Annotated in this window: 21 protein-coding genes, 1 tRNA gene and 2 pseudogenes; 10 read left to right on the top strand and 14 right to left on the bottom strand. The window is 69.6% G+C overall.

The genetic code is table 11. From position 1 onward, the window contains the following. Positions 1-10: 10 nt before the first annotated feature. The 4 genes from FG385_RS29305 to FG385_RS34100 are packed head-to-tail and all read right to left on the bottom strand — an operon-like array spanning position 11 to position 3,832. Positions 11-1,204 (bottom strand): ABC transporter permease, encoded by a 1,194-nt coding sequence (locus tag FG385_RS29305; protein WP_139100040.1) that lies wholly within the window; start codon positions 1,202-1,204, stop codon positions 11-13. Beyond that, positions 1,201-1,947: an ABC transporter ATP-binding protein gene (locus FG385_RS29300; RefSeq protein ID WP_235022864.1), complete on the bottom strand. Its 747-nt coding sequence runs from the start codon at positions 1,945-1,947 to the stop codon at positions 1,201-1,203. The genes FG385_RS29305 and FG385_RS29300 overlap by 4 nt, the downstream gene beginning before the upstream one ends. Next, positions 1,944-3,122 (bottom strand): peptidoglycan-binding protein, encoded by a 1,179-nt coding sequence (locus FG385_RS34105; RefSeq protein ID WP_160148912.1) that lies wholly within the window; start codon positions 3,120-3,122, stop codon positions 1,944-1,946. Before FG385_RS34105 ends, FG385_RS29300 begins: the two co-directional genes overlap by 4 nt. Then, positions 3,119-3,832, bottom strand: a complete 714-nt coding sequence (locus tag FG385_RS34100; protein ID WP_160148911.1) for a hypothetical protein — start codon at positions 3,830-3,832, stop codon at positions 3,119-3,121. Before FG385_RS34100 ends, FG385_RS34105 begins: the two co-directional genes overlap by 4 nt. Here FG385_RS34100 and FG385_RS29290 point away from each other — a divergent pair. From FG385_RS29290 to FG385_RS29270, 5 genes and pseudogenes are all read left to right on the top strand, one after another. Next, the gene (locus FG385_RS29290; protein WP_139100038.1) at positions 3,816-4,469 is read left to right on the top strand and encodes a response regulator transcription factor; all 654 of its coding nucleotides are present in this window, start codon (positions 3,816-3,818) and stop codon (positions 4,467-4,469) included. The genes FG385_RS34100 and FG385_RS29290 overlap by 17 nt on opposite strands. Before the next feature lie 8 nt (positions 4,470-4,477). Then, complete coding sequence (locus tag FG385_RS29285; RefSeq protein WP_139100037.1) at positions 4,478-5,794, top strand: sensor histidine kinase; 1,317 nt, start codon at positions 4,478-4,480, stop codon at positions 5,792-5,794. A 36-nt stretch (positions 5,795-5,830) separates the two neighbouring features. Beyond that, positions 5,831-6,030 (top strand): annotated as a pseudogene (locus FG385_RS34515) (IS5/IS1182 family transposase); the annotation flags it as partial. Positions 6,031-6,076: 46 nt separating this feature from the next. Beyond that, a complete protein-coding gene (locus FG385_RS29275; RefSeq protein WP_139100036.1) occupies positions 6,077-6,355 on the top strand; it encodes a hypothetical protein in 279 nt (92 codons plus the stop codon). A gap of 43 nt (positions 6,356-6,398) precedes the next feature. Next, positions 6,399-8,003: pseudogene (locus FG385_RS29270) on the top strand (cell division protein FtsK); the annotation flags it as partial. A 143-nt stretch (positions 8,004-8,146) separates the two neighbouring features. On the opposite strand, the gene FG385_RS29265 reads toward FG385_RS29270, so the two are convergent. Further along, positions 8,147-8,440, bottom strand: coding sequence for a hypothetical protein (locus FG385_RS29265; protein ID WP_139100035.1), 294 nt, complete (start codon positions 8,438-8,440; stop codon positions 8,147-8,149). A gap of 15 nt (positions 8,441-8,455) precedes the next feature. Between FG385_RS29265 and FG385_RS29260 the strand changes: the two genes are divergently transcribed. Genes FG385_RS29260 through FG385_RS29250 form a run of 3 tightly spaced genes read left to right on the top strand, consistent with a single transcriptional unit; the run spans position 8,456 to position 9,806 of the window. Further along, positions 8,456-8,815 carry a hypothetical protein gene (locus tag FG385_RS29260; protein ID WP_139100034.1) on the top strand — a complete coding sequence of 120 codons (360 nt, stop codon included), beginning with the start codon at positions 8,456-8,458 and terminating at the stop codon, positions 8,813-8,815. Positions 8,816-8,847: 32 nt separating this feature from the next. Continuing rightward, the gene (locus tag FG385_RS29255; RefSeq protein WP_139100033.1) at positions 8,848-9,396 is read left to right on the top strand and encodes a hypothetical protein; all 549 of its coding nucleotides are present in this window, start codon (positions 8,848-8,850) and stop codon (positions 9,394-9,396) included. Beyond that, complete coding sequence (locus FG385_RS29250) at positions 9,396-9,806, top strand: hypothetical protein (protein WP_139100032.1); 411 nt, start codon at positions 9,396-9,398, stop codon at positions 9,804-9,806. The genes FG385_RS29255 and FG385_RS29250 overlap by 1 nt, the downstream gene beginning before the upstream one ends. Positions 9,807-9,882: 76 nt before the next feature. Here FG385_RS29250 and FG385_RS35355 read toward each other — a convergent pair whose 3' ends face one another. Together FG385_RS35355 and FG385_RS29245 are read right to left on the bottom strand one after the other, a co-directional pair. Then, positions 9,883-10,011, bottom strand: a complete 129-nt coding sequence (locus FG385_RS35355; protein ID WP_268815953.1) for a hypothetical protein — start codon at positions 10,009-10,011, stop codon at positions 9,883-9,885. Between the two features lie 241 nt (positions 10,012-10,252). Next, positions 10,253-10,329 (bottom strand) — tRNA-Thr (locus FG385_RS29245). A 114-nt stretch (positions 10,330-10,443) separates the two neighbouring features. Here FG385_RS29245 and FG385_RS29240 point away from each other — a divergent pair. Next, positions 10,444-12,081: a hypothetical protein gene (locus FG385_RS29240; RefSeq protein ID WP_200834713.1), complete on the top strand. Its 1,638-nt coding sequence runs from the start codon at positions 10,444-10,446 to the stop codon at positions 12,079-12,081. 6 nt (positions 12,082-12,087) lie between these two features. Here the strand turns inward: FG385_RS29240 and FG385_RS29235 are convergent, their stop codons facing one another. The 6 genes from FG385_RS29235 to FG385_RS29210 form a co-directional block, all read right to left on the bottom strand. Then, a complete protein-coding gene (locus FG385_RS29235; RefSeq protein WP_139100031.1) occupies positions 12,088-13,305 on the bottom strand; it encodes a DNA polymerase III subunit delta' in 1,218 nt (405 codons plus the stop codon). Positions 13,306-13,330: 25 nt separating this feature from the next. Next, entirely contained in the window at positions 13,331-15,406 is a 2,076-nt protein-coding gene (locus tag FG385_RS29230) for a bifunctional MFS transporter/dTMP kinase (RefSeq protein WP_139100030.1), read from the bottom strand. 143 nt (positions 15,407-15,549) lie between these two features. Then, positions 15,550-16,056 carry a hypothetical protein gene (locus FG385_RS29225; protein ID WP_139100029.1) on the bottom strand — a complete coding sequence of 169 codons (507 nt, stop codon included), beginning with the start codon at positions 16,054-16,056 and terminating at the stop codon, positions 15,550-15,552. Positions 16,057-16,176: 120 nt separating this feature from the next. Next, entirely contained in the window at positions 16,177-16,398 is a 222-nt protein-coding gene (locus tag FG385_RS29220) for a hypothetical protein (protein ID WP_139100028.1), read from the bottom strand. A gap of 55 nt (positions 16,399-16,453) precedes the next feature. Then, a complete protein-coding gene (gene topA, locus FG385_RS29215) occupies positions 16,454-19,228 on the bottom strand; it encodes a type I DNA topoisomerase (protein ID WP_139100027.1) in 2,775 nt (924 codons plus the stop codon). Between the two features lie 236 nt (positions 19,229-19,464). Then, a complete protein-coding gene (locus FG385_RS29210; RefSeq protein WP_139100026.1) occupies positions 19,465-20,055 on the bottom strand; it encodes a hypothetical protein in 591 nt (196 codons plus the stop codon). Positions 20,056-20,155: 100 nt separating this feature from the next. On the opposite strand from FG385_RS29210, the gene FG385_RS29205 reads away from it, so the two are divergent. Further along, positions 20,156-20,923 carry a MerR family transcriptional regulator gene (locus FG385_RS29205; RefSeq protein ID WP_139100025.1) on the top strand — a complete coding sequence of 256 codons (768 nt, stop codon included), beginning with the start codon at positions 20,156-20,158 and terminating at the stop codon, positions 20,921-20,923. Here FG385_RS29205 and FG385_RS29200 read toward each other — a convergent pair. After that, complete coding sequence (locus tag FG385_RS29200; RefSeq protein ID WP_235022863.1) at positions 20,913-21,395, bottom strand: hypothetical protein; 483 nt, start codon at positions 21,393-21,395, stop codon at positions 20,913-20,915. The two genes, FG385_RS29205 and FG385_RS29200, sit on opposite strands and share 11 nt — an antisense overlap. Between the last annotated feature and the right edge of the window lie 110 nt (positions 21,396-21,505).

The following is a 21,505-nucleotide window of genomic DNA, read 5'->3' as shown; positions in this document are numbered from 1 at the left end:
CGGTGTCACTTCAGACGGCCCAGAGTGCTTGGGTGGGGGACATGCGGGCGGCGCGGAGGGCGGGCAGGAGTCCGGCGAGGAGGCCGATGAGGATCGCGGCGCCCAGTCCGCCGGCCCAGGCGATCGTGGGCACGATGACGGCCCAGTGTTTGCTGGTGGCATAGAGGGTGGTGGCGCCGGCGCCGGTGGCGACGCCGAGGGTCCCGCCGAGTAGGGCGAGCAGCATGGCTTCGGTGAGAAACTGGGCGCGGATGTGGCCCTTGGCCGCGCCGAGGGCGCGGCGTAGCCCGATCTCGGAGCGGCGTTCGAGGACCGAGATGACCATGATGTTGGCGATGCCGATGGCGCCGACCAACAGTGAGACGGCGCCGAGGCCGAGGAACAGGCCGTTGAGGGCGCTTTGGGCGGCGGCGCGGGCGACGAGTGTGTCGGAGGGCCGGCTGACGGTGACCTGGCTGGGATTTTCCGGGTTGGCAGTGGCGGCGAGCACGGGTTGCACGGCGGTGACGCGGTCGGTCGCCGCGCGGACGTAGATGGTGGAGGGGTGTCCGTCGAAGCCGAGGTATTTCTTGGCGGCGGGGAAGCCGACGAGCACCGCCGTGTCGATCTCGGGGGCCAGCGCGGAGGGTGCGAGGATGCCGGTGAGGGAGAACCATTTCCCGCCGACCCAGATCCGCTCGCCGGGGTAAATGCGGTCGATGCCCAGGCGTTGTGCCGTGGTAGCGCCGAGCACCGCGACGGGGTAGCGGGCGGTCGCGGCGTTGAGGTAGCGGCCCTGCGCGACGCGGGTGCCGATGGCGTCCGGTAGTCCGAGGCTGGCGGCCTGGACGGAGATCGAGTTGGTGTTGACGGCCGGGATGTGGGGGCTGCGGTAGGCGTGAATGGTGTTGAGCGCGCCGACGGGTTCGACGGCGGTGACGGGGCCGATGCGGCGGATCATGCCGGGTGCGGCGGTGGGCAGTTCGGCGGTGCCGCCGACGAGTGTCCGCCCGTTGGCGACGGTGAGCAGGTTGGTGCCCAGCCGGTCGATCTCGGCGAGCAGCCCCGCTTGGGAGGAGGAGGACAGGCCGAGCACGGCGACGATGGCGGCCACCCCGATGGCGATACCGAGCGCGGACAGCGCGGCGCGCAGCTTGCGGGTGCGCAGCCCGACGCTGGCCAACCGGGCCAGGTCGCTGAGCCCGAGGTGTGCGAGTGCGGTCATTGCTGCCCCCAGTCGTAGCGGGTGGCTGTGGTGTCCGTGGTGATTTGTCCGTCGAGCATCTCGACACGACGGGGCATGCGGGCGGCGACGTCGCGGTCGTGGGTGATCACCACGATGGCGGTGCCGCGAGCGTGCAACTCGTCAAGCAGGGTGAGGATGGTCTGTCCGGTGGCGTGGTCGAGGTTGCCGGTGGGCTCGTCGGCAAGCACGATCCCGGGCTGGCCGACCAGTGCTCGGGCGATGGCCACCCGCTGGCGCTGCCCGCCGGACAGCTGGGTGGGCCGGGCCGTCAGCCGATCGCCGAGGTCGACCGCGGTCAGCGCCGCCGCGGCCTGCTCGCGGCGTTGCCGGTGACGGGTGCCCGTGTAGAGCAGGCCGTCGGCGACGTTGTCCAGGATGGTGGCGTGTTCCGCGAGGAAGAACTGCTGGAACACGAACCCGATGCGGGTGGCGCGCAGCCGGGCGAGTTCCCGGTCGGTCAGGTCGGAAGTGTCCAGGCCGGTGACCCGCACGCTGCCTGACGTTGGCCGGTCGAGGGTGCCCATGACGTGCAGGAGCGTGGTCTTGCCCGACCCGGACGGGCCGACGACGGCGACCAGCTCGCCGGCGGTGACGGTCAGGTCGACGCCGCGCAGCGCGGGTACCGGGGGGTGGCTGGGGTAGGTCTTGGTGACCGCGGCCAGCTCCAACACCCGCTGGGCGGTGGCGGGAGGGTGCTGGTGTGTGTCGGGGGTGGTGGTCACGCCGGCACCACCACGCGCTGGCCGGCCGCGAGCCCGGCTCCGGTGACCTGGACCAGCCCGGCGTCGTCGTCGAACAGCCCGAGTGACACCGCCACCAGGTGGCGCGTGCCGTCGGGGGCGAACACCTCGACGGCGTACCCGCCGCCGGCCAGGGCGACCAGCGCGGTCACGGGAACGGCGAGGGCGTCGCGGACGGTGTCGGTGGTGATCTGCACCTGCACCGGTGCCTGGTCCAGCGTGCCGGTGGCGGAGGCGTCGGTCGGGCTAATGTCGACCTCGACGGTCGGTCCGCTGGTCGAGTCGTTGGCCGGGGTGGTGGCGACCGTGCCCACCGCGCTCACCCGGCCGGTCGTGGTGCGCCCGTCCGGCAGGGCGATGCCGACCTGCTCACCGACCGCGATCTGCGACTGCCGGGTGGCGCCGAGGTTGACGGTGACCTGGCGGGTCGTCGAGCTGGCCTTGAGGATCGGGCCGCCGGTCTGCCCACCGAGGGTGGCCGACAGGCTGGTGACCCGGGCGGCGGTGGGCAGGAACACGACCTGGCCGAGGTCGAACCGGCCGGTCTCGGCGACGCCAAGGTGCTTCTGTAGCGCCTTAATGGCCGCCGTGGTGGCCCCGGTGAACTCGTTCGAGGACGGGTTCAGGGCTTTCGCGCTCGCGTAGCCGAGGGCCACCAGGTCGCGGTTGAGCTGTCGCACGTCGGTGCCGGTGACGTCGGAGGCCTTCTGCCCTTGGGCCAGTGCGCGGTAGGCGGGCGTCGACCCGTACAGCAGCACGACCGGTTGCCCGTCCACCCGGTAGAGCACCTCGCCCTGGCCGATCACCTGGCCGACCGAGGGTAGCCACGTCATCGTGCCATGGTCCGCATCGGTCACGGTGTAGTCCCCGGCGTAGCCCAGCGTGCCGGTCAGGCTGGTCCGCGCAGACAGCGACTGGCGGGCGACGGTCGCCGTCGTGGTCGCCGCACCGTTGCCGGTGCCAGCTGGATTGGCGGGCTGGCGGACGCCGAGCGGATGAGCGAGGCTGATCCCGTACGGATGGGCAATCTCCACCAAGGCGCCGGCACCGGCCAGGATCGCCAGCACCACCCCACCGATCGCGAGCCGACTGCGTCGACGGGCATGGCGCGGCTGGGGCGCCAGCGGTGCTTGGGGGTCGGTGGGCCGGGTCCTCATGATCCACCGCCGGCGCTGTTGGTCCCGCCAGCGCCGCCGCCAGGCAGGTACTGCTTGCAGGCGCCGTCGGCCGTCTTGTATCGCGGGTTGTTGATGTCGAGGTCGCTGCCCGGCGTCGCCTGGATCTTCAACTCGCCGGTTGGCTCCGGGTCGGGGAAATCGGAGATGCCGTGCGCCCGCATGCACTTGGCGTACTTCAAGGTCTGTGCATGGAGGTTCGTCGGCGGAGCCTGTGCTGGCAGCAGCGACTTGCAGGCGGTGTCGGCGGCCTTGAACGCCGGGTTGTCCGGGGCGAGATCCGACCCAGGACCGTCGGAAAGCCGCAGGTCGCCGTTGGGTTCCGGGTCGGGGAAATCGGAGATGCCGTGCGCCCGCATGCACTGCGAATACGCCAGCGCGCTCGCTGGCGTCGCCGATCCGTTCGATGAAGGTGCCGACGCCGACGAGGAGATGCTGGCCACGGGCGGGCCGCTCGAATCCGGGCTGCCGCATGCCCCGGCGAACAGCCCGCAGACGGCTAGGCTGGCGATCAGGAAAATGCGTCGATGTGTCATGGCGGTGTCCTTCGTCGATGTCCTCGGTTCGAGTAGTTTGTTGATGCCGTTGGTACGCAGGCGACGGTTTCGGGCCGGTATCGTCGGCCGGCGCGCGGGGGAAACCGCGGCGAAACCGTGTGGCGGGCATCCTGGGCCTATGCGAGTGTTGGTCATCGACGACGACGCGGAGCTGGCTGAGACGATTGCGGTCGGATTGCGCCGCGAGCGGATGGCCGTCGACCTGGCCGTTGACGGACCGTCCGGGCTGGACCGCGCCCTGGCCACCGACTACGACGTGATCGTGCTCGACCGAGACCTGCCCGGCATGCACGGCGACGACGTGTGCGCCGAGCTGATCGCGGTCAGCCGACGCGGCCGGATCATCATGCTCACCGCCGCCGGCAGCATGGACGACGTTGTCGGTGGGCTCGGCCTGGGTGCCGACGACTACCTGCCCAAGCCGTTCGACTTCCCGGTGCTTGTCGCCCGCATCACCGCACTGGCCCGCCGCGCCCAGCCGGCGATCCCACCCGTGCTGCGCCACGGGGACCTGCGCGTGGACATCGGGCGACGCCGCGCCTGGCGCGGCGACCGGCAACTCGACCTCGCACCCAAGGAGTTCGGCGTGCTGGAACTGCTGCTCTCCTCAGCTGGCCGCACCGTCTCCGCCGAGGAACTGCTGGAGCGCGTCTGGGACGAGCACGCCGACCCGTTCACGCACGCGGTCAAGATCACCGTCAGCCGACTGCGGGCCAAGCTCGGCGACCCGCCGCTCATCCACACGGTGGCCCGTTCTGGCTACCGGATCTGAGGCGCCTCATGGGTGACCGTCGCCGGCTCGTCGACCGCATCATCCGCGCCCGCGTGCCCCGCCACACGGTGAGGCTGCGACTGACCCTCTTCTATGGCGCTCTGTTCATCGTCTCCGGCGCGGCGCTGCTGGTCATCACCTACCTGCTCGTGGTCCACGCCACCAATGGGGTGATCTTCACCGGCCAGCACTCGAGCGTCGTGGTCGAGACAGGCCACGGATCGGCCGCGCCGGCCACACCACTGGCACAGCCGCACGGCCCCGGCGCCCAGCCACCGAACAACGCGCCGCAGGTCAGCCCGCAGCAGGCCGCGCAGCTGGCCCTCCAGCAGCACAGCGCCGAGCTACACCAACTACTGCTCCAGTCTGGCATCGCGCTGGCCATCATGACCGTCGTCTCGATCGGCCTCGGGTGGATCGTCGCCGGGCGTGTGCTGCGCCCCCTGCGCACGATTACCGCGGCGGTACGTGACATCTCCGCCACCAGCCTGCATCGCCGCCTCGCGCTCAGCGGCCCGCGCGACGAGCTCACCGAACTCGGCGAAACCTTCGACGGGCTACTCGCCCGGCTTGAGGCGTCTTTCCAGGCGCAGCGCCGGTTCATCGCCAACGCCTCGCACGAGCTGCGCACCCCGCTGGCCCGCCAGCGCGCCCTCGCCCAGGTCGCCCTCGCCGACCCCGACGCCACCGCCGAGTCGCTACGCACCGTCCACCACCGGATACTCGCCGCAGGAGCCCAGCAGGAGCGGCTCATCGACGCCCTGCTCACCCTCGCCCGCGGCCAGGCCGGCATCGACCGGCACGACCACATCGACCTCGCAGACCTGGCCCGGCAAGCCCTCGCCACCCGCGCCGCCGAGGCGACCACCCGCGACATCGACCTGCGCGCCACCCTGCGCCCGGCCCCCACCAGTGGCGACCCGCGACTGGTCGAACGCGTGATCACCAACCTCATCGACAACGCCCTGCAGCACAACCGACCCGCGGGGCACCTCAACGTCGACACCGACAGCCGCGACGGGCACGCCATGGTCACGGTCAGCAACACCGGCCCACGCATCCCAGCCGATGCCATCGACCGCCTGTTCCAGCCCTTCCAACACCTCGGCACCGACCGAGTCGGCGACCGGCTCGGACTCGGCCTCTCCATTGTGCAAGCCATCGCGAGCGCCCATCACGCCATGATCACCGCACAACCGCGCGCAGACGGCGGCCTGACCGTCACGGTCAGCTTCCCGGACCCGATCGGTCAAGTCGGCTCAAACCACGGGAGCACAACAAGAACTCAGCCGGACGAAGCCCACTCGAGATCGTCGTCGCGGTAGCCGGCCAACTAGGAGATCCGCCGCGGTGTCCACAGACTGGGCAGCCAAGGCATGATCGACTGGTCCCGCGCGGTCCTCGACGGAGCATCCGTCAGGGCCAAAAAGGGGGCGGACTGACTGGGCCGAGCCCAGTCGACCGCGGCAAACCCGGCTCGAAGATCCATGTGCTGTCCGACCGGGCAGGCCTGCCCCTGACCGTCGCCATCTCCGCAGCCAACACCCACGACAGCCACGCAAGCTTCGACGTGACTCCGACGGAGATTCTCGCCAGGTGCTAGTGGATTGTTCGTTCTCGTTTTGGTGTGGCGGTACGGAGCGCGCAAAGCTCGGCGGGCGGCAGAGACCGCGCGAGCAGGTGCGCGGGCCGTCTCGCTGGCCGGGCGGGTGTTGCTCATGGCGGCCGGGATGGTCGGCGTGCAGTGGCTCCTCGTCACGCACGCGTCCGACGTCACGTTGCGCGTGGTGGCGCTGGCTTTGCCTGACCTGATCGCCGCGCACGTCCTTACGCGGGCGCTGACGGTCACGGACCTCAGCACCAGGCGGCGAGGTGATCGGCGATGACCGGAACCGAGCGGCTGCCGTTCATGAACGGGGTGACCCGGTCATGAACGGCAACAAGTCGATGGAGAAGGCGGAACCGGTCCACGACGCCGAACTGGTCGACGACACGTTGCCACAGCCTCGCCGCCGAACGGCTCACGAGCGGTTCATGCAGTGGTGGCACCGCTCACCCCGGGTGCCGCGCAGCTTGAAGAGCCGCGCGCAAGCCCGGCAAGCGGCGAAGGACGCCACGGTCACGCTCGTGAAGCTGCCGTTCCGGTACCTCGGCTCCGTCGCGCGAGGGCTGATCACGGGTGCTCGCTGGTGGCGCCGCTGGGTCACGGTCCGGGACTACCGGGACGCCGCCGAGCAACAGGAGAAGCTGGCCGACAAGTTCGCGGACATCCGAGAACTGACCTTGTTCCGCTGGCGCGTCACCGGAGCCGTCGCGGTCGCCGGCGCGACCACATCCACGCTCGTGGTCGTGCTCTGGGGCTACGGACCACTGTGGATCGCGAGCGGGCTGCTCTCGGCATGCCTAGCGTTACTCGGCCGGAGGAAGGACGGAAGCCCAGGCAGGAAACCAGCGTTGGCAGGCCCGCGCACGCTCACCTGGACGATGGACCCTCAAGTTCTCGTCGACGCGTTCCGGGACGCAAAGCTGATCGGCAAGGACGAGGCCCTTCGGCTGGTCGAACGGGCGACGCGAGTAGGCGACGGTTGGGCGGTCACCGTCGACCTCCCGGCTACGCGCAAGGCCGCTGACGTGATCAAGAACCGGGAAGCGCTCGCCTCTGCCCTTGCCGTCGACGAGATCCAGCTGATCGTCGAACGCGTGCGCGGCAAGGGCGGACACGCGGGACGGGTCGCGATGTGGGTTGCCGACGAAGACCCATACTCGTCGCCACCCTTGCGGACCCCACTCCTCAACGTGGATCGATGGGACGCCTGGCGTCCTGTCCCCTTCGGACGAGATGCACGGGACCGCAGGATCGACCTGCCGCTGGTCTGGACTTCTGTGCTGGTCGGTGCGATCCCCCGGCAGGGCAAGACCTTCGCCGCCCGGCTCGCGGCGGCCGGGTTGATCCTCGATCCGCACACCCGGCTGTACGTGGCGGACTTCAAGGCCGGAAAGGACTGGGACGCCGCCGCACAGGTAGCTCACCGGTTCATGTCGGGCGACGAGACGGAGCACGTGCTCGCGCTCAAGGACTGGCTGGTCGAGCTTGTCGGTGAGGTCCAAGGGCGATATCGGCGTATGCGGACACTCGACGACGTCGTGTGCCCCGAATCGAAGATCACTCCGGAGATCTCGCGGGATACGAGCCTGAACATGCCGGTGACGGCGGTCGTCGTCGACGAGGTTCAGGTTCCGCTGGAGGATCGCACTCCTGTTGCGGCACAAGGAAAGATACTCACCGCGGGCGAGTACATCGACGAACTCCTGACCTGGCTGGCGAAGAAGGGGCCGGACTCGAAGACGATCCCGTCCGGCTTGCGCGCAGTGCTCGGGTCGCGGTTCGCGCTGCGAGTGATGGACTGGCGGGACAGCAACATCGTGCTCGGCGAGCAGATGAACACCAGAGGCTACGACAGCAGCCGCTTGCTTCCCTCGCACAAAGGGGTCGGGATCTTGCGGCCGGATGGAGATGTCGGCGGCGTCGATCTTGCGTGGTACGCGAGCGGCTCACGGACGTGCTGTTCTGACGTGTCAAGCCGGCCACAGCGGTAACAACGTTGGTGGGTCGCCCGTACCTTTGGCCATCACTCGGCCTAGCCTCACGCTACGAACGACCCGGAGCGGCTCTGGAATCAGGCGAGCAGGAGCAAGGCAAGTCCGCCGAGCCCTGCGACAAGCTGAACGAGCGCTAGCAGGGCCGCCTGCTTGCGGGTCCGCACGCGCGAAATTCCGACAATGCAGGCCACCACGACCACCGCGCATAGAAGCGGAAGCGCCAGGAGCGCGGTCTGATGCTGGATATACAGAAGCACCACCGACATGACGATGACAATGGCGATGGGGATCCCAGAAACACGCCAGCGCAGCGGCGCACGAAAACATTCGACGTCCGACTGATCCGTTTCATGCCCCGATGGGTTTTTCACGGCGCGGGGTCTCCCTTGAACGACGCCCCGGGAGCTCTGGACGCCAAGTTCTCCGACGACGCCAAACCCTTCGTCGAGAAGTGGGTCCATCTTGAGGGTGGCGACGGTGGCATGATCTTCAACTTTCTGGTGGGCAAGGTTGGCGAGGTCTGCGACCATCTGAACTCGGATTACGCCTCGATCACTTCCTGCCTGACGGGCTCCGCGGGCGGCCTGACGAGATCTGCGCAAGCATACCGAGCGCAGGACCGAGCCTCGGCTGCCCATCTGGACTCGATCTACAAGACCGGGGCCGTCACTCCCCTGGATGACGGTGTCGACTGGATGACGGTGTCGACGCGAAATCCCCTGAAGTCGACCCTTCTTCGAAGCTGACCGAACCGAGTAATGACGGTGCCGTACCTGACATGGTGCAGCAAATTCTTGACGGCGCGGGCTTCTTCAGCGAAAGCGAGATCGTCCTCAAGATCCTCACGCTATGTGGGCTCGACGTGGAAGACTGGGTCAAGGAACGGTTCTTCGGCAACTTCGAAGCCGTCGCAAAGAGCCGTAACGCCCTGAAGAACCTGGCGAATTTCGATACCGCTTCAGCAACGAACACCGCCGAAGGCGCCCAGACGATGTTTTCGTCGTGGCAGGGCAACGCCGCTGAAGCGGCCGCCGCACTGGCTGCAGCCGGGTGCCTACAAGAGATCCCCGGCGTCGACGTGCTGATAGACATCATCGGCGCCTGGCGGGTCACGAAGATCATCCTGAAGATCCACGATGTCGCGAACATCTGGAATGCCGTTTGGTCGGGAAGCGAGGGCATGATGGGGCTGATCACGGTGCTCGTCGGCGGGCTGTCAAGCTTCGACGCCTCCGCCAAGCTGCCGAAGATCGGCTACGCCAATGCCGCGCAGGGCGACAAGCCGAACAGTTCTCCGGCACCTCAACAGACGGGCGGGCTGCGCTGATGGAATCCGGTACCGATCCCTCCGGCATCACCAAGCTCGTCGGCGGAAACCCCGACGACGCCCGTGAACTACGCGCCAACCTCTCCCTGTTTGCCCGTCGTGCCGACACGCCTAATGTCCGTCGGCTGGTATCGGACGTGCTCGCCGGCCGGCGCAACGTGCGAGAGGTGTTCCGCACACCGGAATTCGAGCAGCTCGTCGCGAGCAGGGTGGCCAACATCGAAGCCGGCCTGGACCAACTGAACGACGAGGAACGCGCCGAGGTGTGGAACCAGGACCGGCCGCGTACGTCCCCCGAGGCTCTCGAATCCCTGCGCGCTCCTTACGATCCGCCAGCCGAACCCGCGGACACGAAGAAGGCGACAGTTTGGGACGAGCAAGACTTCTCGCAGAACTCGTATCTCCGCTGATCAACCGCACGCACCTACCACGCCCTGCCCGGCGCGACCTGCGGTGCTCAGAGCCGCTGGCGCGCACTCCACCACGTCACCCGGGCACCCGTCGGCGACACCGTGCGGCGACGGACTCCGGGGTGGCCTGATCGCGATCCTCGCGACCGGCGAGCTGCTCGCGCTTCAGCCAGGCGAACTCGTCGAGTTCCTCGTCGTCCACCACGCTGGCCTCTTTGTCGAGGTTGGCACCGGTTCGCGGGCTCCGCCTGTGGTCGACCTGGTTCAGCAGCTTCGTACGGAATCAACGCGCCATCTTCGAGACCGGGTCCCCGCACGCGTAGACCCTTCCACGTGCCCGCTTCCGAGGCCGCCATGGAGCCATGCCAAGTCGGTTTCGAGCCATGTATAGCGCCACGAATGAGACCAGGCCCTCCCCGGGAGACCGGAAAGGGCCTGGTCGCAGGTGGAGCCGCCTGGGGGAATCGAACCCCCGACCTGCTCATTACGAGTGAGCCGCTCTGGCCGACTGAGCTAAGGCGGCGGACCGGATTCAAGTGTAGCGGCATGACGCACGTCACTTTCCACCCCTGCCCTCGTTAGTCTCTCCGACGCCGGTCGTAGCCGCCCGGCCTGGTTTTCGTGGAGGACTTCACGTATGCGTCGACGCCTGTCTCGTACGCTCGCCCTGCCGATCACGGCCGCCGTCGTCGCGCTCTCGGCCGCCCCGGCGCTGGCGGACAGCACGATCCCGACGACGCCCATCCCACAACCCAAGAACCCGGGGCAGGCACCGATCGCCGCGCCGCAGGGGCCCCAGCCGCTGGGCCACGCCGTCGGGGACGCAGCCGCGGCCCTCGGGGTCCTGCGGCTGCTCCCCAACAGCGTCGGCACCAAGTCGATCCTCCCCGGCTACGAGCAGACGCTGCCCAAGCAGTCCGTCCTCGAAGCGGGGATGGGCCTCTCCAGCGCCCAGGCGAACTCCGAGTCCTACCTCAGCTACGAGCGGTCCATCGCCCAGTCCTCACCGCTCGGGCTCGCCGTCGAGGGCAACGCGCCGCAGGCGCCGGGCAGCCTGGTCCAGACCGCCTTACCGGACAACGAGAAGGGCATCAGCGGCGGCTTCACCGCACCGCAGAACCCGCTGCTGAACGTCGGCCTGCTCAACGGGTTCGTGCACGCGCGGTGGAGCGACACGCTCGGCCCCTGCGTCGGGACGATCGCGGACGCCAGGACGTCTATCGCGAGCCTGTCCCTGCTCAACGCCATCCCGACGCTGCCGAACCTGCCGCTGTCCGGCCTCAACGGCCTGCCGAAGCTGGCCGACGGGTTCGACGCGACCAAGGGCCTGCAGTCGCTCGGTGGCCTGCTGCCCGGGGCGGGCCAGACGGCCTCGGACGGTACCGGTTCGCTGCTGAGCCTGCCGAACACACTGTCCTCGCGGTCGGTGATGCAACTGGTCGACCTGCCGAACTCGAAGAACAAGGCCGTGCAGTCGGTGTCGACCATGCAGGCCGCGGACATCGAGATCCTCAAGGGCACCCCGCTCGAACTGTCGCTCAAGGTCGTCAGCCAGCCGACGCTCAAGGTCACCTCGACCGGCGACAAGGCGACCTCGACGGTCGACTACACCGCGCCGGTGATCACCATCCAGCGCGGCGACAAGGTGCTGTACACGCTCGACGCCGCTCACCCGACGAAGGACATCCCGATCGGGCTGCCGCTGCAATCGCTGTCCCAGCAGTTCGGCCCGGTCGAGAACCTTCCGGTCGTGGGCGGTCTGTTCGCCAACGCCGCCGGCCAGGTCCAGCAGGTCACCGACACCACGGGCAAGGTGCTCGACCTCGGTGTGCTCCGGCTGAGCATCGGCGAGCTCGACCAGAAGGGCCAGCAGCTGAGCACGCCGTTCGCCGGCTACCAGCTCGGCGCATCGGCCCGGATGCTGGACCTGCAGGTCCTGCCGACGAGCGGGCTCAAGAACCTGCTGCCGGCGGGGTCGGCCAGCTCACTGCCTTCGTCGCTGGCGCAGCTTTCGCTGGGCGAACAGATCGGCCGCGCGTACACGCCGACCGGCGGGGTGGTGTGCGGCAGTACGAGTCCGGTCGCGCCGGTGGTCAACCCGGCCCCGGGCGTGCCGAAGAAGCTCGCCTACACGGCAGGGGCGTACTCGGCGGTGCCCCTGTTCTGGGTCGGCACGGCGATGTTGCTGGTGGGCGTCCTCATGGTGGCGGCGTTCCCCGGCCGGCGCCGCAAGCCCGTGGCGGTGAAACCCTCACCGCGGCCACGGCCGGAGTGAGCGCCCTCAGCCGTGGCGCAGCGCCGTCACCATCGCTTCGACCGCGATCCGCGGCTTGACGTTCAGGAGGATCGCTTCACGGCAGGCGAGGACCGCTTCGAGCCGGCGTAGCGTCGACTCGGGCGTCCAGCTGCGGGCCGCTTCCGCGGCGTCGGCGGCGTGATCCGGATGGTTCAGGATCGCGTTCGCGCCGCTCGCGGTGACCAGCACGTCGCGGTAGAACGCGGCCAGATCGACCAGCGCGAGGTCCAACGTGTCGCGCTGGGTGCGGGTGGCGCGTGACTTCTGGCGCTTCTCGAGCGCCTTCACCGCGGCTTCGGCCGCCCGCTTGGCGCCCGCTACGCCCTTGCCGGTCGCGTCGCCGCCCATGGCGTTCCGCAACTCTGCCTTCTCCGACTCGTCGCGCGCCTTGCTCTCCTCGCTCGCGTCGCCTTCGGCGGCGGCGATCAGCTCATCCGCGGACGCGAACACGTCCGCGGGACGCCGCAGGCCGAGCGGGATCCTCAGCACGGTCTCGCGGCGCTTGCGCGACTGCTCGTCGGTCGCCAGACGTCGAGCGCGGCCCACGTGCCCGCCGCAGACCGACGCCGCCCACCGCGCCAGCTCCGCGTCCACGCCGTCCCGCTCGACCAGCACCCGCGCGATCGCCTCCGGCGGCGGCGTGCGGAGGTTCACCAGGCGGCACCGGGAGCGGATGGTCACCGACACGTCCTCGGGATGGTCCGACGGCGCGCACAGCAGGAACACCGTGCGCTCGGGCGGCTCCTCGACGGCCTTGAGCAGGGCGTTCGATGCGCCCTCGGTCAGCCGGTCGGCGTCCTCGACGATCACGACCTGCCACTGCCCGGTGGTCGGGCGGCGGGCCGCGGCCTGGACGAGCGCCCGCATCTCGGCGACCGAGATCGACAACCCCTCCGGGACGACCAGCCGCACGTCGGCGTGCGTGCCGTGCAGCGTGGTGCGGCAGCCCGTGCACTCACCGCAGCCGGTGCCGTTGACACATTCCAGCGCCGCCGCGAACGTCCGCGCCGCCACCGAACGGCCCGAGCCGGGCGGGCCGGTGAACAGCCAGGCGTGCGTCATGCCGCCGCCGGGCACCCGCTCCCCGGCGACGATCTTCGCCGCGGCGCCCGCGGCGGCCGAAAGCACCCCGACCGCGGGCTCCTGCCCGACTAGCTGCGACCAGACCGAACCCACCGAACCTCCGCGCGCCTCCGCCGTCATTTCCGGCTGATCCCAGTGTGGCGCATCAGGCCTCGACGACCTCCAGCGGCGCGAGTCCCGCGTGACGGCCCACCAGCACGGCCCGGACGGCGGTCTGGACACGCGCCGCGACCTCTTCGTCGGTGCCCTCGCCGTCCACCACGACGTAGTGGTCCGGATCGGCGGCGGCCATCTCGCTGAGCAGGTTCTGCACGCGCCACTGGTCCTTGAGCGAGATCGGCCCGGGCGGCGCCTCGCCGGGATTGGCGTCCAGCAGGACGGTCACATCCGGCCGTAACCGGCCCGTCGCCCAGTCCGCGAGGCCCTCGAGCTCCTTGGCGTCGAGCCCGGCGATCGCCGACAGATGCGCCAGCGGGGAATCGACGAACCGTTCCATCACGACGATCGAGCCGGAGTCCAGCGCGGGCTGCACGTCACGTTCGACGATGTCCGCCCGTACCGCGGCGGCGGCCAGCGCCTGCGCCCGCGCACCGGACAGCGACGCGCCGCTGACCAGTTGCGCGAGCCGCTTGTCGTCCAGCGCCGGATCGGCGGCGAGCACGACCGGACGGGGCCCGACCGAGCGCAGCCACTCGACAAGGCGCACGGCCTGACTCGCGGTGTCCGCGGCCGTGGTGCCCTCCAGCGCGATGAGCAGGCCGTTCACCCGGCGCGGACGGCGGCGGATCACGTTGCGCAGGTCGGACATGATCGTCTCGGCATGGCGCGAGTCCATCTGCCGGTAGGCGACCACCCCGACGATCGCCGCGAGAATCCCGCCGCCGAGCATCACCGGCCGGGTGCCGTCGATGATGATCGGATGGCCCCACACCTGCACCGTGCGCGGTTTGGTCAGGCCGATGAGCAGCGGCACGATCGCGGTGGACCCGAACACGATGATCTTCATCATCGACTGGTAGATCGCGTTGATCCGGCCGCGGATCGCGTCGTCCACCTGTGAGCCGATGATCGTGACGCCGGTCAGGAACGCCGCCCCGGCGCAGGCCCCGACGATCGCCACCGCCACCAGCGACACCGCGAGGTGCGGCGACACCGCGACCAGGATCAGCCCCAGGCCGGCGACGACGATCGAGATGCCGAACAACCGGTCGTGCGGCAGGCGCCGGGCCAGCTTGGGCGCACCGCCCATCCCGGTGGCGAGCCCGACGAACACCGCGACCAGCAGCAAGCCCCAGGCCGCGTCCCCGGCGAGCAGGCTCGACGAGTACGGCTTGGCCGAGCCGACCACGGCGCCGCCGGCCGCGAACGCTCCCGCCGCGCCGATCAGCAGGCCCCGCACCAGCGGCGTGGTGCGGACGAACCGCGCACCGTCGCGGATGAGCGTCTTCACGCCGACCTTGGCTTCCCCGGCCTCGGCCTGTTTAGGCGCCACCGCGGCCGACGCAGGCGCCATGCGCTTCGACAGCTCCGGAATCCGCGTGATGATCAAGGTCGCGCTGGTCAGGTACAGCAGGCCGATCAGCACCACGATGATCTTCGCGAAGCCCAGGTCGCCGAACACCGTCGGCGACAGGTGCAGGGTCGGCCCGATACCGGTGATGATCGTGTAGATCCCGCCCGCGGACAGCACGGCCAGCCCGTACGTCATCACCAGCCCGAGCTGGTTCGCCGTCTCGACCTGGTCCGGCCTGCGCAGCAGGTTCGGCACCGCGGCGTCCTTCGACGGGATCCACATCATCGCGCTGGCGCTGGCCAGGAAGTTCGCGATGTAGAGCCACCAGCCGGTGCCGACGAACGCGATCGACATGACGAACCCGCAGCGGAGCAGGTCGGCCACGAACATCACCTTGCGCCGGTCGAACCGGTCGGCGAGCAACCCGCCCAGCGGAGCGAAGATCAACCCGGGCAGCAACGCCGAAAGCAGCACGCCGGTGAACGCGAAGTTCTGTGCCGTGTAGTTGTGCGTCAGCTTCGTCGCCAGGCTGGTGACGCCCAGGATGGTGAGCCAGTCGGCGACGCTGCAGATGTACGTGACACCCCAGAGCCGGCGGAACGGCCGGATCGCCAGCACGCTGCGGGCGCGATGGATCGTGGATCGCTCGCGTTTGACCGGCGCCTCCGCACCGGGTTCCGTCTGCACGCTCTCGCTGATCCGACCCACCCCACTCGGTTGCCCGTGGTGCCGGTGCTCCCCTGCGTCTCCGCGTCACCGGACCGGTGTCGCCAGCGTAGCTCCGCTGGGTGGGGCACGACCGCTTCGGGCTCGCCAGTGTCCTGAAAGTGGGCCCTGTGTCTGTTCTGCGCCTAGTTGAACAGCCCGGAGATACTGCTGATCAGGCTGGCCAGGAACTCGATCGCGACGAACGCGTAGATGAGCACCAGCAGCACCGCCACGATGATGGCCGTCGACCCGCTCGACGGGCGCCGGACCTCGCCGACCTGTGGCATCCGGGGCATGCGCAGCTGCGGCCGCCGGAAGGAGGGCAGGCTGGGCCGCGCTCGCTGCCGCGGGAGCATGCCGAGCGGTGGCGCCGGCGGTATCGGCTGGGCCGGGGTCCCCGGCGGGGTGATGTCGAAGTGCGGGGAGCCGGTGAACTCGCCGGACGGCGACTGGCCCTCGGACATCGCGGCGTCCACCATGTCGCGCACCGCGGCCGGATCCGGCCGCACCGGCGAGGCGACCCTGGTCAGCGTGAAGTCGTCGTGGTCGTCCCCATCGTTCAGCGAGCCGGACAGCGCGTCGCCGAATTCCATCGGCGGCGACGAGCTCTGCGTTCCGTCGCCGAACTCGGCGTCGTCCTTCGCAGGCATCACTACTCCCTGTTTTCGGCCGGCCTACGCACGCGCAAGCTTCCCATCCAGCGTAGTCGCGAATCCGGCGGAGGCACTGGCCCATCCGGGTTGCGGCAAGATCACCCAGCGCAAGCTTGATCAACGGCATGCTGGCTCCAGGTGCCGCCGCACCGCCCACCGGATCCAGTGCCCAGCCGGGGCCGGCTCCCGCAGCCTGGCGACCTCCGCCGCCTGGACCCGCCCGAGCGGGTCCGCGTCGATCCGGACCAGCTCACCCGGCCCCGGCACGGCCCGCGCCAGCGGCCGGAGGATCTCGTCGACCAGCCCGAACACCGTCGGGGCCGAAGTCACATCGCTCATAGCCAGCAGTGTGCACCCGACCACCGACAGTTTTCGTCGAACGCCTGTTCGGCGGCTACTTCTTGGCGGTGGCCTTCTTGCGGGCGGGAGCCCGCCGCTTCGGCGCCGGACCCTTCGCACGCTTCTCGGCCAGCAGCTCGGCCGCCCGCTCCGCGGTCAGCTCCTCGATGCTGTCGGCCTTGCGCAGGGTCGCGTTGAACTCGCCGTCGGTCACGTACGGGCCGAACCGGCCGTCCTTGACCACCATCGGCTTGCCCGACACCGGATCATCGCCCAGCTCCTTGAGCGGCGGCTTCGCCGCTCCCTGCCGGCCGCGGCGCTTCGGCTCGGAGTAGATCTTCAGCGCCTCTTCCAGCGTGACGGTGAACAGCTGCTCCTCGGTCTCGAGCGAGCGCGAGTCCGTGCCCTTCTTCAGGTACGGCCCGTACCGGCCGTTCTGCGCCGTGATCTCGTCGCCGGACTCGGGGTCCTTGCCGACCACCCGTGGCAGCGACAGCAGCTTCAGCGCGTCCTCGAGCGCCACGCTCTCGATCGACATCGACTTGAACAGCGAGCCCGTGCGCGGCTTCGGCTTCTTCGCCTTGCTCGTCTTCTTGCTGTCCGCCGGCTCCTCCTGCTCGGGCAAGATCTCCGTGACGTACGGGCCGAACCGGCCTTCCTTCGCCACGATCTCGTGGCCGCTCACCGGGTCGGTGCCCAGTGGCCGCCCCTCCTGCGGGGTCGCGAACAGCTTCTCCGCGATCTCGACGGTCAGCTCGTCCGGCGGCAGGTCATCGGGCAGGTTCGCACGCTGCGACTTCTCGTCAGTATCTTCCCCGGCCCCCGCCCTGTGTCGTTCCAAGTACGGACCGTAGCGGCCGACGCGCACATACACCGTGCGCCCGGCGTCATCGGTGAACATCGGGATCGAGTTGATCTCCCGCGCGTCGATGTCCTCGACGCCCGTTCCGACCAGCTTCTTCAACCCGCCCAGCCGGCCGATCGAACCGTCCACGCCCTGCTCACCGCCGAAGTAGAACTTCGACAGCCAGCGCGTGCGCTGCTCGTCACCGGAGGCGATGCGGTCGAGCTCGTCCTCCATCGCCGCGGTGAAGTCGTAGTCCACCAGCCGCTCGAAATGCCGCTCCAGCAACCCGACCACGGCGAACGCCACCCACGACGGGACCAGGGCGGAGCCCTTCTTCCACACGTAGCCGCGATCCTGGATGGTGTTGATGATCGAGGCGTACGTCGACGGGCGGCCGATGCCCAGCTCCTCCAGCTTGCTGACCAGGCTGGGCTCGCTGTAGCGCGGCGGCGGCGTGGTGGCGTGGCCGTCCGGCGTCAGCTCCGCCGCGGTCAGCGCCTGGTCCTCGGTCAGGCGCGGCAAGCGGCTCTGCTTGTCGTCGGCGTCGCCGCCGGTCTCGCTGTCGACCGCCTCGACGTAGGCCTTGAGGAACCCGGGGAACGTGATCGTGCGGCCCGACGCGGAGAAGACGCACTCCTCACCCGAGGACGCGGTGCCAGCGATGCGGACCGACATCGTGGTGCCCTTGGCGTCGGCCATCTGCGAGGCGATGGTGCGCTGCCAGATCATCTCGTACAGCCGGAACTCGTCGGCCTGCAGCTCACCCGCGACCTGCCCCGGCGTGCGGAACACCTCGCCGGCAGGCCGGATCGCTTCGTGCGCTTCCTGCGAGTTCTTCACCTTCCGCGTGTACTGCCGCGGGCTCGGCGAGACGTACTCGGAGCCGTACAGATCCGTCGCCTGGCCGCGGGCGGCGCTGATCGCCGTCTCCGACAGCTGCGTCGAGTCCGTACGCATGTAGGTGATGTAGCCGTTCTCGTACAGCCGCTGCGCGATCCGCATCGTGCGCTCCGAGGAGAACCGCAGCTTGCGGCCGGCTTCCTGCTGCAGCGTCGAGGTCATGAACGGCGCGTACGGGCGCCGCGTGTACGGCTTCTCTTCGACGCTGGTGACCTGGAAACCCTGGCCGCGCAGCGCCTCGGCCAGCCGCGTCGCGTCAGCCTCGGCGAGCACGCGGACGTCCTTCGCGGAAGCCTTGAGCCTGCCGTCTGGACCGAAATCCCGGCCGGCGGCAAGGCGAGCGCCGTCCACGGAGATCAGCCGCGACGGGAAGGTGCGCGGATCGGGGCCGGCGACCGTTGTTTCCATGACGGCCGCGATGTCCCAGTACGAGGCCGATGTGAACCGCATCCGCTCCCGCTCGCGCTCCACGATGATCCGCGTCGCGACGGACTGCACACGGCCCGCCGACAGCTTCGGCATGACCTTCTTCCACAGCACCGGCGAGACCTCGTAGCCGTAGAGCCGGTCGAGGATGCGCCGGGTCTCCTGGGCGTCGACGAGGTCGGCGTCGAGTTCGCGGGTGTCGGCCGCGGCGGCCCGGATGGCCTGCTCGGTGACCTCGTGGAACACCATGCGGCGCACCGGCACCTTGGGCTTGAGCGTCTCCAGCAGGTGCCACGCGATGGCCTCGCCCTCGCGGTCGGGGTCGGTGGCGAGGTAGAGCTCGTCCGCGTCCTTCAGCAGGCTCTTGAGCTCGGTGACCTTGGACTTCTTGTCCGGGCTCACGACGTAGAGGGGCTCGAAGTCGTGATCGACATTCACGCCGAGCCGGGCCCAGGCCTCGCCCTTGTACTTGGCCGGTACGTCCGCCGCGCCACGCGGCAGGTCGCGGATATGCCCGACCGAGGACTCGACCACGTACCCGCTGCCGAGATAGGGAGCGATCTTGCGGGCCTTCGTCGGCGACTCGACGATCACGAGCCGCCGACGGCCGGCGCCGTTGGTCGCCCCGCTGCCAGTCTTCTTCGTCCGTGCTGCCACGCTGTCCGCTCTCCGCTCATTCCATCGCCATCCCGCGACGCTGTTCAACCAGCCAGTGTGCACGCTCCGAGCCGGTTGTGTCCGTCCAGGTGGCGCAACACGCCGTCCCCATGTGTCAAGCGCATCGGCGCCGGACCTGGCCGCGTTTCCTTTCCACACCTAGCACGTGATGCGCGCCACGTGCTCCGCGGGGTCATTCGGTGACTGATCCACTACTGTCCGGCCACCCCGGACATTCAGGCCGCCGTGACCGGTTTGACCTGCGGCCATACCGCCATCGCGGCGGCCGGCGGCGCGCCGATCAGCTCCTCCAGCGTCGCCAGCCTCCGCTTGCCTGTCACCCGAACGGCGGGACCACCCGCATTCGGACCGACGACCCGCGCCGGCAGACCCAGCTGCCCACACGCATCCGCCAGCGGCGCGTGCGTCGCGGTCGCCGCTTCGTCGACCGAGAGCAGGTAGTGATTGCCGGTGGGCTGCCCGGCCGCGAGCGCCCACAAACGTAGCGCGCCACCGGTGAGCCGGAACCCTGTTGGTAATTCCTTGACCTCGCCCGCGTGCCACGCTGCCGCGAAGCCGATCAGATCGGCGCGGAACGCCGTCCGCACCAGTAACCCGCTCTCCTCCCGCAGCACGTCCGCGTGCACCCCGCGGCGGGCGAACTCGGTGGCGAGCGCACGCGCCCGCCACGGTTCGCCGACCAGCACGGACAGCCGGGCGGCGGTGCGGCCGAAGGCCGTTATCCGTCCCGGCCCGCACAGCACGCCGGCCAGGTCCGCGAGTTCCGGCCCGCACGCCTCCGCGGAAAAGAACGAGAGCTGATCCACAGCGAGTCAGAGTAGAACACCAGTTCGAGGTCACGAAACCCTTGAAGTTGACGTAACGTCAATCTCTACCGTGAAAATTCCAGGACGACGGGGAGGCGAGATGGCGGACGAGACGCTGTCGATCGTGGAGGTCGCGCGGCTGGCGAAGGTCACTTCGCGGACGTTGCGGCACTACGGCGACATCGGCCTGCTGCCCCCGGCCTACACCGATCACAGCGGGAGGCGCTTCTACCGCCGCGAACACCTGGTGCGGCTCCAGCAGATCCTGCTGCTGCGAGAACTCGGCCTCGGCCTGGACCGGATCGGGCGGATCCTGTCCGGCTCGGTCTCCCCGGCCGAGGGGCTGCGGCTGCACCGGAAGTGGTTGCTGGCCGAGCGCGATCGGCTGGACCGGCTCGCCGCCACCGTCGCCAAGACCATCACGGAGCTGGAAGGAGGGATCTCGATGAATGTCGAGAGAATGTTCGAGGGGTTCGCGCCGGGTTCGGAAAAGGCGGAGCGGCTCGCGAAGGAGGCCGCCGAGCGCTGGGGCGAACGCGTCACCGAGTCCTACGAGCGCACCAAGAAGTGGCCGAAGGACAAGTGGGACGCGGTCAACCGGCAGGGCGCCGAGGCGACCGGGAAGCTGGCCGAGCTCGCGAAGGCGGGCGTGCCGGTGGACGACGAGCGTGTGCTCGACGCGGTCGCCGCGCACTACGGGTGGCTCAAGAACCACTGGACACCGGATGCGGAGTCCTACGCGGGCCTCGGGCGCACGTACGCCGAAGACGAACGGTTCCGCAGCCAGTACGAGACCGTGCACCCCGGCTTCGCGGACTACCTGCGCGACGCGATGGCCGCCTTCGCGGCGGCCCGGCTCACCGCGTAGGGCGCAGGGTCAGCTGCTGGCACACCGGGGCGTGCGCGACCGCGAGCTCCAGATCGGGAACGGTGTCGAAACCGGCGAGCAGGTTCAGTTTCGACACCTCGTCGAGCGGGCCCTTGGCTTCGCCGAGAGTGGTCTGGTTGATCGTGGGAGCAGAGCCCGCGGCGTCGAGGCGTTGTTTCGCCGCGGCGGCGCGGGCGCGCACACCGGTCAGTTCGGCGACGGTGTCACCGCGCACGGCGTCGCCCTGCGGCACGGGCGCCGGCGGCAGGGCCCGCAGGCTGGCCACCGCCTTGTCGAGCCCGCCGATCATCGAGCCGAGCAGTTCGCTGGACGTCTGCACGGCCCGGCGCGGACTGCTCGGATCGACGCTGGGCATCGTCGCGAGCCCGGCGACGAGTGAGCCGACCGCGATGCAGTAGTCGTTGGCCCAGCGGGTGGCCGCGTCCTGACGCTCTACGTCGCTCTTGGACATCCCCGGGCCACCCGGTTGGACCGTATCCCGTTGCGCCGGCACCTGGCCGCACGCGGCCAAGCCGACACACAGACCCGTGAGTATCGCCAGGAAACCGATCTTCCCGGGTC

Source organism: Amycolatopsis alkalitolerans (assembly GCF_006152065.1).
GTDB classification, from domain to species: Bacteria; Actinomycetota; Actinomycetes; order Mycobacteriales; family Pseudonocardiaceae; genus Amycolatopsis_E; species Amycolatopsis_E alkalitolerans.
Note: the sequence above shows the minus strand (reverse complement) of the source record. Positions and strands in the feature narration are given on the sequence as shown.